12 protein-coding genes are annotated in these 13,229 nt (G+C 67.9%); 2 read left to right on the top strand and 10 right to left on the bottom strand.

All coding sequences use genetic code 11. From position 1 onward, the window contains the following. Positions 1 to 14: 14 nt before the first annotated feature. The 8 genes from QZW52_RS04075 to QZW52_RS04110 form a co-directional block, all read right to left on the bottom strand. A complete protein-coding gene (locus QZW52_RS04075; RefSeq protein ID WP_293995631.1) occupies positions 15 to 1,043 on the bottom strand; it encodes a glycoside hydrolase family protein in 1,029 nt (342 codons plus the stop codon). Between the two features lie 18 nt (positions 1,044 to 1,061). Beyond that, the gene (locus QZW52_RS04080) at positions 1,062 to 1,877 is read right to left on the bottom strand and encodes a carbohydrate ABC transporter permease (RefSeq protein WP_293995633.1); all 816 of its coding nucleotides are present in this window, start codon (positions 1,875 to 1,877) and stop codon (positions 1,062 to 1,064) included. A gap of 26 nt (positions 1,878 to 1,903) precedes the next feature. Continuing rightward, positions 1,904 to 2,800 carry a carbohydrate ABC transporter permease gene (locus QZW52_RS04085; protein WP_293995634.1) on the bottom strand — a complete coding sequence of 299 codons (897 nt, stop codon included), beginning with the start codon at positions 2,798 to 2,800 and terminating at the stop codon, positions 1,904 to 1,906. A 70-nt stretch (positions 2,801 to 2,870) separates the two neighbouring features. Next, a complete protein-coding gene (locus tag QZW52_RS04090) occupies positions 2,871 to 4,151 on the bottom strand; it encodes an ABC transporter substrate-binding protein (RefSeq protein WP_293995636.1) in 1,281 nt (426 codons plus the stop codon). Positions 4,152 to 4,300: 149 nt separating this feature from the next. Next, complete coding sequence (modC, locus tag QZW52_RS04095; RefSeq protein WP_293995638.1) at positions 4,301 to 5,377, bottom strand: molybdenum ABC transporter ATP-binding protein; 1,077 nt, start codon at positions 5,375 to 5,377, stop codon at positions 4,301 to 4,303. Continuing rightward, complete coding sequence (gene modB / locus QZW52_RS04100; RefSeq protein WP_293995640.1) at positions 5,374 to 6,057, bottom strand: molybdate ABC transporter permease subunit; 684 nt, start codon at positions 6,055 to 6,057, stop codon at positions 5,374 to 5,376. The genes modC and modB overlap by 4 nt, the downstream gene beginning before the upstream one ends. After that, a complete protein-coding gene (gene modA / locus QZW52_RS04105) occupies positions 6,054 to 6,815 on the bottom strand; it encodes a molybdate ABC transporter substrate-binding protein (RefSeq protein ID WP_293995642.1) in 762 nt (253 codons plus the stop codon). The genes modB and modA overlap by 4 nt, the downstream gene beginning before the upstream one ends. Before the next feature lie 9 nt (positions 6,816 to 6,824). Next, a complete protein-coding gene (locus tag QZW52_RS04110) occupies positions 6,825 to 7,409 on the bottom strand; it encodes a TetR/AcrR family transcriptional regulator (protein WP_293995643.1) in 585 nt (194 codons plus the stop codon). Between the two features lie 110 nt (positions 7,410 to 7,519). Between QZW52_RS04110 and QZW52_RS04115 the strand changes: the two genes are divergently transcribed. Together QZW52_RS04115 and QZW52_RS04120 are read left to right on the top strand one after the other, a co-directional pair. Next, positions 7,520 to 9,829 carry a molybdopterin-dependent oxidoreductase gene (locus tag QZW52_RS04115; protein WP_293995644.1) on the top strand — a complete coding sequence of 770 codons (2,310 nt, stop codon included), beginning with the start codon at positions 7,520 to 7,522 and terminating at the stop codon, positions 9,827 to 9,829. A 33-nt stretch (positions 9,830 to 9,862) separates the two neighbouring features. Beyond that, positions 9,863 to 11,545 carry a thiamine pyrophosphate-binding protein gene (locus tag QZW52_RS04120; protein WP_293995645.1) on the top strand — a complete coding sequence of 561 codons (1,683 nt, stop codon included), beginning with the start codon at positions 9,863 to 9,865 and terminating at the stop codon, positions 11,543 to 11,545. On the opposite strand, the gene QZW52_RS04125 is transcribed toward QZW52_RS04120, so the two are convergent. Next, entirely contained in the window at positions 11,542 to 12,093 is a 552-nt protein-coding gene (locus QZW52_RS04125; protein WP_363226104.1) for a GNAT family N-acetyltransferase, read from the bottom strand. The genes QZW52_RS04120 and QZW52_RS04125 overlap by 4 nt on opposite strands. Positions 12,094 to 12,105: 12 nt before the next feature. Beyond that, a partial coding sequence (gene melA, locus QZW52_RS04130; RefSeq protein ID WP_293995646.1) for an alpha-galactosidase occupies positions 12,106 to 13,229 on the bottom strand: 1,124 nt, incomplete at its 5' end.

The raw sequence follows: 13,229 nt of genomic DNA on the forward strand, positions 1-13,229 counted from the left end.
GAATGCTCAGTGGTTCAGGGGGACGGGCACAGACTCAACGCGCCCGTGTCCGCATCGACGCGCAGCGGCATCGGGTCGCAGACCGTGCCGGCGAATGTGCCGTCGGTCTGCCAGTAGTTGAAGGCCATGAGCGCAGGGCCGCTGTCGGTCTCGACGATGCGCCCGGCGTAGCGGCGGCACGGCACGTCGCCATCCAGGAACGGCGCCGGCCCGACCCGCCACGGCCCGAGCGGGTGCTCGGCCATCAGGTAGTGCGTGCCCCAGACCGGTGGCTGGCCGCTGGCGGCGAGGTGGCGCGCCGCGTAGTCCTGCGACCAGTGCTCGCCAGCGTTGCAGAAGAAGCAGTACCAGCGCCCGCCGATCTCCAGCACCTGCGGCACTTCGAGCTGACCGAAGTCGCCCGCGAACACCGGCGGGCACAGCGTCCAGTTCTGGAGGTCCGGCGAACGCGCCAGGCCGATCGCGCCGCGGGTGTTCAGCTCGTCGCCGTCCGGCACGCGGGCGGTGAAGTACATCAGCCAGCCGTCGCCGTCCGGGTCGCGCATCACCCAGGGGTCGCGCATCGCCCGGCCGTCCCACGGGCCGCCGTCCGGCAGCACGTATTCCTCGTACAGCGCGCTGACCGGATCGCCCGCCACGAGGTCCAGCACCAGCCCGTCGCCGACCCGCTGCCAGTGGTGGCCATCCACGCTGGTGGCGCGGCCGATGCGCTGGCGGCGGCCGTTTTCGGCCGAGCCGGTGCCGGTGTAGAACTGGTGCCAGCCGCCCGCGTCGTCGCGCACGACCGAGCCGGTCCACACCGTCTTGTCGTCCCAGGCGGGCGACGCAGCCGGCGAGAGGCAGGTGCCCAGGTGGGTCCAGTTCACCAGGTCGGTGCTGACGGCGTGGCCCTGCGTCACGTTCCAGTGGCGCAAGGACTCGTCCCCCAGCGCCTTGTCGGCTTTCAGGAACCAGATGTGCCAGCAGGTCTCGTCGCTGTCACCGGACTCGCCGACGCGGAGGGTCCAGAAGTCCCAGATCCATTGGTCTTGCAGTGCAAGCATTGTCGACGTCCCCCAGCCTCAGCCCTTGACCCCGCTGCCCATCGCCGACTGGATGAACCAGCGTTGGAACAGCAGGTACACCCCCAGCACCGGCGCCGACATCAGCACCGAGAAGGCCATCACGTCGCCCCAGATCGGCGGCGGTGTGCCGAAGAACTGCGCGAGTGCCAGCGCCACCGGCCGCACCTCCGCCCCGCGCGTGACCATCAGCGGCCACAGGAAGGCGTTCCAGTACTCCAAGCTCTGCAGGATCGCGACCGTCGCGATCGCCGGCAGCGACAGCGGCATGATGATCTGCCAGTAGATCTTCAGGTGCGTGGCACCGTCGAGGAAGGCCGCCTCGTCGTAGTCCTTCGGGATCTTGGCGAAGAACTGGTAGAACAGGAAGATCGAGAACGGGTGGGCGATGAACGGGACGATCTGGGCCTGGTAGGTATCGACCCAACCGACCTGGTTCATCATCAAGAGCATCGGCACCGCCAGCGCCTCCATCGGGATGATGATCAGCGAGATCACCGCCATCACGATCCAGTTGCGGCCGGGGAAGCTGATCCGCGCCAAGGCATACGCCGCCAGCGAGTTCACGAACACGCCGAAGACGACGATGCACACGACGATCAGCGCCGAGTTCATCAGGTAGCGCGGCACGGGCGAGGTGGAGTCGTTCAGCACCTGCCGGAAGTTCTCCAGCGAGATCTGCGACGGATCGACCCAGAAGGCACGCCAGTTGCCGAAGTCGATCAGGATCTGCTGCTCGTCGGCCTTCAGCGAAGTAGCGACCATCAGCATCAGCGGCGCCAGCACGAAGGCCAGCAGCGCAAGCGCAATGATCATGAGGGACAGTCGTTCGACGCGGGTGCTCATTCGACAGCCCTTTCTTCCTTGACCAGACGACGTTGGACCAGACTGATGCCGAGCACGATCAGGAAAAACACCACCGCCGCCGCCGCCGCGATGCCGACCTTGCCCTGCCGGAAGCCGGTGAGGTAGATGAAGCGCACCAGCGTGTCGGTGACGCCGGACGGGCCACCCTTGGTCAGCAGCTCGACCTGGGTGAACAGCTTGAACGCCAGGATGGTGGTCGTCATCACCACGAGGATGTGCGTGTTGAGCAGGCCCGGCATGGTGATGTGCCAGAACTCGTTGAAGCGGTTCGCGCCGTCCAGCCGGGCGGCTTCGTACAGGTCGGTGTTGATGCTCTGCAGCCCCGCCAGGTACACCACCATCTGGAACGGAAACCCCTGCCACGCCGACATCAGCACCAGCGCCGGCATGGCGGTCTTCGGGTTGCCGAGCCAGTCCACCGGATCGGCGAGGCCGAAGGTCAGCGCATGCAGCAGCGTGTTGAAGAAGCCGCTCATCTGGAACAGCGAGAACCAGATCACCGAGACCACGACCATCGAGATCACGGTCGGCAGGAAGTAGATGCCGCGGAACAGTTGCCGCATCGGCAGCTTGGTGTTGATCAGCATCGCCACCGCGAGGCCGAGGCCGCACTGCAGCGGCACCACCAGCACGGTGAAGTACGCCGTGTTGAGCAGCGTGCGCACGAAGTCCTCGTTCTCGAAGACGCGCGCGTAGTTGCGCCAGCCGATCCACTCGGTCGGCACATTCGGGTTTGGCACCAACCGCTGGTCGGTGAAGGAAAACGCCACCGTCAGCAGGAACGGCAGCACGATGAAAAGCAGGATCAGCGCCAGCGCCGGGCTCAGGAACAGCCACGGGCGCAGCGTGGTCTGCTGTCGCACGGCAAGCATGGGGAATCCTTCGGAGACCGGGCAGGTGGATGCACCACCCGCCCGGCAGAGTCAGGGAAGACTCAGGCGATCACTTGCCGAACGGCTTGTAACCCTTGTTGTCGGCGATGTCCTGATCGACCTTCTTTGCCGCAGTGTCGAGTGCCTTCTGCACGTCGCTGCCATCGACGGCGTCGGCCACCGCCTTGGCAAACGCCGCCGTGATCGTCGGGTACGCCGGGTGGGCCGGACGCGCCACGCTGACCTTGGCGAGCTGGTCGATGTAGAGCGACAGCGGGCCGCCGGCCTTGTACAGCTCGACCTTCGGCGCTGCCGACTTCACGCCCGGCACGCCGCCCATCGCGGTGGCCAGCTCGGCCACGTTGTCGGTGGCCAGCATGAACTCCAGCAGCTTGCCGGTCGCGGCCTGCTGCTTGCTCTTGCTGTTGATCGACCACGCCCAGCCGCCGTTGCCGGTGACGGCCTTGGCGCCGAACTTGGGCATGGGCAGCAGCACGAGGTCATCGGCGAATGCCTTGTGGTGGGCAGGCCACATCCAGTGCCCGACGAAGGACAGCGCGGAGATCTTCTTGCCGTAGAAGCTGTCGTCGCCTTCGCTGGCCGGGGCCACGTAGCCCTTCTTGACGAAGCCCTGCAGCAGCGTCAGCGCCTTGACGGCGGCCGGGCCGTTCATCGTGCCGTCGGCCTTCCAGCTCTTGCGGTCGATCAGGTCACCGCCCATCGACTGCACCCAGGGGCTGAAGCCGTAGGTGTACCACTCGCCCTGGCCGTAGTTCAGCTTCACGTCCAGCGCGTACTTCATGCCCGGCAGCTTGGACAGCTTGGCCAGTGCATCCTCGAACTCGGCGGCCGTCCAGGCGTCATCGACACCCTTCGGGATGCGAACCTTGGCGGCTTCCAGCAGCGACTTGCGGCCCCAGATCGACAGGCCCGAGTCGCCCTGGCCCAGGCAGTAGACCTTGCCGTCCGGCGGGTAGGTGCCCTGGTTGATCAGCGAGGGCAGCATGTCGCTCAGCGTCTTGGCCGAGACCAGGCCGTTCAGCGGCGCGATGTAGCCCGACCAGGCGTAGTTGGCGTAGTTCGGGCCGTCCAGGTCCAGCAGGTCCGGCAGGTTGCCCGACAGCGCGGCGGCCTGCACCTGCTCGTTGTACGAACCTTCCGGCTGGATTTCCAGCTTGGCCGGCGTGGACGGGTTGGCCTTGTTCCACTTCTCGATGAGCTGCGCCATGCGCTCGCGCTCGTTGTCGGCGCGGCCGCCGTGGTGCCAGACACGCAGCACGTCGGCGGCCAGGGCAGCTTGTGACGCGACCAAGAGGGCGGCCACGGCCAGAAGCTTGGGGTTGAATTTCATCGTCTCACTCCAGAAAAGTTATTGGGAGGGGCTTGTTTGAGGGCGAGGCGAATTTAACGCAATCGATTTCGGACTGTCAACGCGGTCTCCCCGGGTACAGGCCCGCAACGAGGGGAAACACGGGGATGGCTGCGGCCGTGGGGCGGCGGTCAGCCCATCAGTGCCACGCCTTTGACCTGGGCGTGCAGGTGGTCGCCCGGGTGCAGCCCGAGCACCTCGGCACTGCGGCGGGTGATGCGCGCCAGCAGCGTCGTCGCGGCGGGCGCTTCGCCCAGCCGCAGGCGCAGCAACACGGTGTTCCCTTCGCCGTCGAGCCGTTCCAGGATCACCGGCAGCACGTTCAGGATGCTGCTGTGCTGCGGCGCCTCGCGGGCCATGCTGACATCGCGGGCCAGCACCCGCACCCGCACGGCAGCGCCCGGCGGCCGGTCGATCGCACCGAGCCACAGACTGCCGCCGGGCACGGCGATGCGCGTGAGGCCATAGGGGACATCGTGCTCCACCACCACCGCCTCCAGCACGACACCCGCCTCGTCCTGCCGACCCAGCGGCAGGTCGGTGCGCGCGAACAGCGCGGTGGCAGCCCCCTCCGCCAGCACGCGCCCAGCCTGCAGCAGCACGAGGTGATCGGCCAGCCGCGCCACCTCGTCGAGCGCGTGGGTCACGTAGACGATGGGCAGTGCCATCTCGCGGTGCAGCCGCTCCAGGTAAGGGAGGATTTCGGCCTTGCGCGCTGCGTCCAGCGCCGCCAGCGGCTCGTCCATCAGCAGCAGCCGAGGACTCGTCGCCAAGGCGCGGGCGATGGCGACACGCTGGCGCTCGCCGCCGGAGAGCGTGGCGGGGCGGCGGTCCATCAGCGCACCGATGCCGAGCAGGTCCACGGCTTGATCCAGCGCGATGCGGCGCTCGGTGGGGGCGATGCGGCGCTGGCCGTAGTCAAGGTTGCGGCGCACGTCGAGGTGCGGGAACAGCGCCGCTTCCTGGATCACGTAGCCGATCGGGCGCTGGTGGGTCGGCATGAACACGGACGCGGGGTCGTCCTGCCAGACCTCGCCGTCGAGCACCACGCGACCCGCCGCCCGCTCCAGCCCGGCCAGCGCCCGCAGCAGCGTCGTCTTGCCGCAGCCCGACGGGCCGAACAGCGCACTGACACCGCGTGACGGCAGCGCCAGCGCCACGTCGAGCGTGAAGTCACGCCGCGCCAGCGTCAGCCGCGCCTCGATCACCGCCGTGCCTCCGCTGCGCGGGCCGAACGCTGGATCGCGTACAGCGTCACCAGCACCAGCAGCGCGAAGGCCACCATGCCCGCCGCGAGCCGGTGCGCGTCGGCGAACTCGGTCGCCTCGACATGGTCATAGACCGCCACCGACAGCACCCGCGTCTGCCCTGGAATGTTGCCGCCGATCATCAGCACCACGCCAAACTCGCCCACCGTGTGCGCGAAACCGAGCACCGCGCCGGTCAGCAGCCCCGGTCGCGCCAACGGCAGCGCCACCGAGAAAAACCGGTCCCACGGGCCAGCGCGCAACGTCGCCGCGGCTTCGAGCAGGGCTTCGGGGATCGCCTCGAACGCCTGCTGCAGCGGCTGCACGACAAACGGCAGCGTGTACAGCACCGACGCCACCACCAGCCCGCCGAACGTGAACGGCAGCCGCCCGAGGCCGAGCGCGGTGGTCATCTGGCCGACCACACCCTGCGGCCCCATCAGCAGCAGCAGGTAGAAACCCAGCACGGTCGGCGGCAGCACCAGCGGCATCGTCACCAGCGCAGCGGCCACCGGTTTCAGCCGCGAGCCGGTGCGCGCCAACCACCACGCCAAGGGCGTGCCGACCAGCAGCAGCAGCGCGGTCGTCACCGCCGCGAGCGTGGCGGTCAGGCGGATGGCGGTCCAGTCAGCCGCGGTCATCCACGTTCGTAGCCATAGGAACGGATCACCGCCTGCACCGGCTCGCTGCGCAGCCATTGCAGCAGCGCCGCCGCGGCTGGTTTGCCCGCACCGGCTTTCAGCAGCACGGCATCCTGCCGGATCGGTGTGTGCAGCGCCGCCGGCACGCGCCACATCGACCCGACCAGCGCCTTGCCCGGCACGCTCACCTGCGACAGCGCGACGAAGCCGAGTTCGGCGTTGCCCGTGGCGACAAACTGGTACGCCTGCGCGACCGACTCGCCGGTGACGAGCTTCGGCGACAGCACCGCCGTCAGCCCGCGTGCGGCGAGCACCTCCATCGCAGCGCGGCCATACGGCGCCGTCTTCGGGTTGGCAATGGCGAGCTTCTGGAACCGCCCGGACGCCAGCACGGCGCCCTGTGCATCGACAAGTCCTGGCGTGGCGCTCCACAGCACGAGCTGCCCGACCGCGTAGGTGAACGCACTGCCCGCGACCGCGTGCCCTTCGCGGATCAGGCGCTGCGGCGTCTCGTCATCGGCGGACAGCAGCACCTCGAACGGCCCGCCGGCCACGATCTGGCTGTAGAACTTGCCGGTGGCGCCGCTGGCGAGCTTGAGCGTGTGGCCGGTGGACGCCTTGAAATCGTCGGCGAGCCGGGCCATCGGAGCGGCGAAGTTGGCAGCGACCGCGACGAGCACTTCGTCGGCATGGGCACCAGCAGACCCCGCCAGCCCCAGCACCAGCGCCAGCGTCGTTCGGACAAGAAGAGCGTTCATGCCCGAAGTCTACGGGCCGCCCGACGAACCGCCGGGACCACCTGCAAGCAACCGCTCGCCCGCCTTCTGCAGCGCGGACAGGAGTTCTTGCTGGAGTGTTTCATCCGAGAGCGCACGCGCCAGCATGACGGCGCCGACGTTCTGCGCCATCAGTGCCCAGGCGTCGTCGGACGTGGCCGTCAGGCGCTGCAGCTCGGCGTGCAGATCAAGCAATCCCTTCTGGTAGGCCGCCTTGACCGCTTCGTCGGCACGCGCAATTTCAGGCGTGAGCGATGGCAACGGGCATCCCTGCTCCGGATGCCGGACATGCTGGAGGCTGAGGTAGCCCTCAAGACACTGGGCGGCGCTGGTGTCGTCCGCCAGGTCGATGGCCCCATGTTTCAGCGCCGTGCGCGCCAGCTCGGCCGTGACCAGCGCGGCGAACAGGTCCGCCTTGCCATCGAAGTGTTTGTACAGCGCGCCCGTGGTCATGCCCGCCGAGGCCGCCAGCGAGGCCATGCCGCTTTCGTTGAACCCATGTTGCTTCGCATGGCGACCGCCCAGCTCGATGAGCCGCTGGCGGGTCGCGTCCTTGTGGTCCTTGGGGTAGCGCATGGTTCGATTGTGATATCCCGAGGTGGTGTCCCGGAGTGGACATTCACAGGAATCCTCCATTAGATAACATTCATTATCCAATGACGCAGTACAAGGCAAACGAGGCCCCCATGAACGCACCGCTGGCATCCGAGTGGAAGAAGACGGCCTGCATCATCTGCTCGCTGAACTGCGGACTGGAAGTGCAGACCGAGGGGGGCCGCATCGTCAAGGCCCGGGGCGACAAGGACCACCCCACCTCACAGGGCTACGTCTGCGAGAAGTCGCAGCGGATGGACTTCTACCAGAACGGCGCCGACCGCATCACCAGCCCCAAGCGGCGGCGGGCTGACGGCGGCTACGAGGACATCGACTGGGCCACGGCCATCCGCGAAATTGCCGAAAAACTCGCCGCCATCAAGTCCAGGCATGGCGGCGCCAGCATCCTCTATTACGGCGGCGGCAGCCAGGGCAACCACCTCGGCGGCACCTATGCCGACAGCACGATCAAGGCACTGGGTGTCGTGTACCGCTCCAACGCGCTCGCCCAGGAGAAGACCGGCGAAGCCTGGGTACAAGGCAAGATGATGGGTTGCGGCGTGCATGGCGATTTCGAGCACGCCGAGGTGTCGGTGTTTCTGGGCAAGAACCCGTTCCAGTCGCACGGCTTTGCGCGCACGCGGGTGATCCTGCGCGAGATCCAGAAAGACCCGAATCGATCGATGGTCGTCATCGACCCGCGCCGCAGCGAAACCGCTGAAATGGCCGATTACCACCTCGCCGTGCGCCCAGGCACCGATGCCTGGTGCCTCACGGCGCTGGCGGCGATCCTGGTTCAGGAGGGGCTGGTCGCCAAGGCGTGGCTCGACGCGCACACCACGGGCTACGCGCGGGTGGCAGAGGTTCTGCAGCGCATCTCCGTGCCCGAGTACGCCGAGACCTGCGGCGTCGATGTGGCCTTGCTGCACCAGGTGGCCGAGCGCATCGCCAAGGCCAAAAGCGTTTCGATGATCGAAGACCTCGGCGTGCAGATGAACCTGCACTCCACGCTCAACAGCTACCTGAACCGCCTGGTCTGGTTGTTGCCCGGGCACTATGCCCGGCCGGGCACCAACAACGCCTTCGTGCCGATGCTCAACCTCTCCTCGTCCAAGCGCGAAACCGCCGCGAAGGGCGGCAACGGCACGGGTGGCAAGGCCCGGCCCGGTGCGCACAGCCCGGTCACGGGCGCCAAGGTCATCATGGGGCTGATCCCCTGCAACGTGATACCAGAGGAGATCCTCACCGACCACCCCGACCGCTTCCGCGCGATGTTCATCGAGAGCGCGAACCCCGTGCATTCGCTGGCCGACAGCCAGCGCATGCGGCAGGCGCTGCGGGCGCTGGACCTCAGCGTCGTGATCGATGTGGCGATGACCGAGACCGCACGGCAGGCCGACTATGTGCTGCCCGCGACCAGCCAGTTCGAAAAGGCCGAGGCCACGTTCTTCAACCTGGAGTTTCCGCGCAACGGCTTTCACCTGAGGCAGCCCTTGTTCCCGCCGCGTCCGGGAACGCTGACCGAGGCCGAGATGCACGCGCGTCTGGTGGAGGCGCTGGGTGAACTCGACGCCCGCCACTACCGCTTCCTGCGCCACGCCGCACGCCTGGGCCGCACCGCGTTCGGGCTGGCCTTCGCCTGGAAAGCCGCACGCGACCAGCAGGTCGCACGCTACGCGCCGGTCGTCCTGTACCGCACGCTGGGCGAGACCTTGCCGGCGGGCATGGCGCCGGCCGCTTCGCTGTGGGGCATCAGCCAGTTGTTCGTCCGCCACCAGCGCACCGCCGCCGCACGGGCCGGCTTTGGCGGCAGCGTGCTGGCAGCGGGCAACCGGCTTTTCGACGCCCTCCTCACCCAGCCGTCGGGCGTCATCTACGCGGTCAGCGAGTACGCCGACAGTTGGCGTGCCGTGCGCCTGCCCGACCACAAGATCAACCTGTGCATCGAAGAGATGCTGGCGGAGTTGGCGACCCTGGACAGCAAGCGGCCCCCTCAGGATGCCGAGTACCCCTTCATCCTGTCGGCCGGCGAGCGCCGCAGCGACACCAGCAACACCTCGATCCGCGATGCAAGCTGGCACCGCCGCGGCACCTTCGGCACGCTGCGCATGCACCCGAGCGACGCCAGACAAATCGGCTGTGACGAGGGAGACTGGGTCCGCATGACAACACGCCGTGGCCAGGCCGAAGCCCTGATCGAGCTGTGCGAAGACCTGCAGCCCGGCCATGTGTCACTGCCCAACGGCCACGGTCTCGACTACACCGCCGCCGATGGCACACTCGTACACCAGGGCGTGTCGCTCAACGAACTCACCAATGCGGCAGACCGCGACCCGTTCGCGGGCACGCCGTGGCACAAGTACGTGCCGGTACGGATCGAGCGCCTGCGCGCCACCGTGTGACCGGTGGCAGCGGTGAAAGGGTTGGTGAAATCGATGACTGAAAAACTCCTGCGCAACGGCGGCCAGATCCTCGTGGAAGCCTTGGCCCGCAACGCGGCAGACACCGTCTACTGCGTGCCCGGCGAGAGCTTCCTGCCCGTGCTGGACGCCCTGCACGGCCGCAGCGACCTGCGCACCATCGTCACGCGGCACGAAGGCGCGGCGTCCAACATGGCCGATGCCTACGGCAAGCTCAAAGGCCGGCCAGGCATCGCCTTCGTCACCCGAGGACCGGGCGCCACACACGCGGCGAACGGTGTCCACACCGCGCAACAGGACTCCACGCCGATGATCCTGTTCGTCGGTCAGGTGGCCACGCACACGCGAGAGCGCGAGGGTTTCCAGGAACTGGACTACCGGCGCGTCTTCGGAGGACTCGCCAAGTGGGCCACCGAGATCGAGTCGATCGAGCGGATTCCCGAGGTCGTCAGCCGCGCCTTCGCGTGTGCCCTGTCCGGTCGCAGGGGTCCGGTGGTGGTGGCGCTGCCCGAGGACGTGCTGTTCGGCGTGGCCGACGTGGCCGATGCGCCGCCCGTGCGCGTGTCGGAGCCGGCGCCCGACGACAGCGTGATGCCCGAACTCCTGCAGAGGCTGCAAGTGGCACGCCGGCCCCTCGTGGTCGTCGGCGGCACCGGCTGGACCGAAGCGGCGCGACAAGACCTGACGAGCTTCGTCACGCGCTTCAACCTGCCCGTGGCGGCGTCATTCCGCCGACAGGATGTGTTCGACAACCGCGATCCGCACTACGTCGGCCAGATGGGGCTGGGCATCTCGCCTGCGCTGGCCGACAGCGTGCGCCAGTCGGACCTGCTGATCGCGCTCGGCAGCCGCCTGTCGGAAGTCACTTCGGGCGGCTACACGCTGATCAGGAGTCCACGGCCGACGCAGCGCCTGGTGCATGTCCACGCCGACCCGCTGGAGCTGGGCTGCGTCTACCAGGCGGATCTGCCAGTCAACGCCGCCGTGGTCCCGATGACGCGGCGGCTGGCGGCGCTGACCCTGCCCGCAGGGTGCGCAGGCGCCTGGGACCGCTGGACCGAGGACACCCGCGCGGCCCATGTGCGCCACCACACACCCCTGGCCAGGGCGGACGGTCAGCAGGGCGTCGAGCTGTCGAGCGTCGTGGCCCACCTCAACGCCGTGCTGCCCGACGACGCGATCATCACGAACGGCGCGGGCAACTACACCGTCTGGGTCCACCGCTTCTACCAGTACAGGGCACTCGGCACCGAACTGGCGCCGACCAATGGCGCGATGGGCTACGGACTGCCCGCCGCCGTGGCCGCGAAACTGGCGCATCCGGCGCGCACGGTGGTCTGCTTCGCGGGGGACGGCTGCTTCATGATGTACCCGCAGGAGCTGGCCACGGCGATGCAGTTCGGGGCAGCCGTGATCGTGATCGTGGTCAACAACGGCATGCTCGGCACGATCCGCATGCACCAGGAGCGAAAATTTCCAGGCCGGGTGTCGGGCACGCACCTGCGCAACCCGGACTTCGTGGCACTCGCCCAAGCATTCGGGGCGCATGCGGAGCGGGTGGACCACGAGGCCGGGTTTCCTGCGGCGTTCGAGCGCGCACGGGCGTCGGGCCGGGCCGCCGTGATCGAGCTTTGCACCGACCCGCTGCAGATCGGGCCGCAATCGCGGCTGGCTGCGGCGTCGGCACTGGTGCGTTAGCCGCCACTGACGCCGGTCATCGGGCACGGGATGCGGTACTCGACGAGATCGAGTGCGAACCCGCTGCCGCTCATCGCCCGGAACGCTCTGGCGATCACACCACCGTGCGCTTCAGGGATTCGGCGGCTGGCGAGGTTGCGCCGGTCCACCGGGTAGCGAATGCAGTCGAACCGCCCCTGCGCACGCGCCCAGGCGATGAGCGCGCCCGCCGCCTCCCGACCCAGGCCACGTCCGTGCGCAGCCTCCTTCAACCAGATCCCCATTTCGGGATCAAGTCGATCCAGTTCATGCAGCCCGATGCAGCCGAGGAACCCCTCGTCCGGCCGGGACAGGATCACCATCTGCAAATTGGTGCCCGCCGCCAGTCCCGCGACCGAATCGCTGACGAACTGGCCCATCTCCTCGACCGTCTCGGACGGCTTCGGATTCATGTACCGGGTGATGCGGGCGTCGAAGGTCTCGAACATCGCAGATGTGAAACCCGCATGGATCGGGACCAACCGAACGCGGGCAGATTCGATCAACACAGAGGAAAGAGACGTGCTCACGTCGAACCTGCGTCAGCAACTCAGGTACTCCGGCAACACCGCCCGGTGCGCCACCAGCAGCTCATCGACCATCGCCCGGATCTGCGACAGATCCAGCGTCGCGGCAGTGTGCGGGTCGAGCATGGCGGCATGGTAAACGTGGTCGCGCCGCTGGCCGAGCACCGCTTCGACTACCAGCTCCTGCACGTTCACGTTCGTGCGCATCAGCGCCGCGAGCTGCACCGGCAGCCGCCCGATGCGCGTCGGCTGCACGCCGTTGTGATCGACGAGACACGGCACCTCGACCGCGCAGCCGTCCGGCAGGTTGTCGATCAGCCGGTCGTTGCGCACGTTGCCGTTGATGACCCGCGGCTGGCCGGTGACGATGGAATGGATGATCGCGCTGCCGTATTCGACGCTGCGGGTGATCTGGCGCAGGCCGTCGATCATCTGGGCGGCGCCGGCGATCTCGCGGGGCATGACGTGGATGTCGGCGGCGCGCAACTGCGCCAGCAGCGCGGCACTGTCCTGCGAGCCGGGCGTCTGCAGCTCGCGCTCGATGTAGGGCCAGGCGTGTTCGAACACCTGGCAGCGGCCGGGGTATTCGTCGAGCGGGATGTTGAATTTCTTGAGCAGGTCTTCGCGCCCCTGCTTGATGAACCACGGCACGTATTCGCTGAAATGCTCGCTCGACTCGGTCGGGAAATGGCCGAGCTGGCTGAGCATCTCGTAGCGCACGCGGTTCCAGTCGGGCATCCGGCCTTCGCGGTGGATCTCGCGCAGGCGCGGGTACAAGTCCTGCCCCTGGTGCTCGAAGCGCAGGTAGAAGCTCATGTGGTTGATGCCGGCGCAGTGGTAGTCGATTTCCTCCACCGGCAGGCCGAGGTCGCGGGCCAGCTCGGCGGCGGTGTGCTGCACGCTGTGGCACAGACCGACGGTCGGGATGCGCGTGGACGCCCGGTTCAGCGCCCAGGTGATCATCGCCATCGGGTTGACGTAGTTCAGGTGGACGGCGCCGTCCGCGCACACGTCCTCCATGTCGCGCAGCATGTCGAGCATCACGGGGATGGTGCGCAGGCCGCGCATGATCCCGCCGATGCCGAGCGTGTCGCCGATGGTCTGCTCCAGGCCGTACTTCTTCGGGATCTCGAAGTCGG

Origin of the sequence: Sphaerotilus sp. (genome assembly GCF_013299175.1) — a bacterium.
Taxonomy (GTDB): domain Bacteria; phylum Pseudomonadota; class Gammaproteobacteria; order Burkholderiales; family Burkholderiaceae_C; genus Sphaerotilus.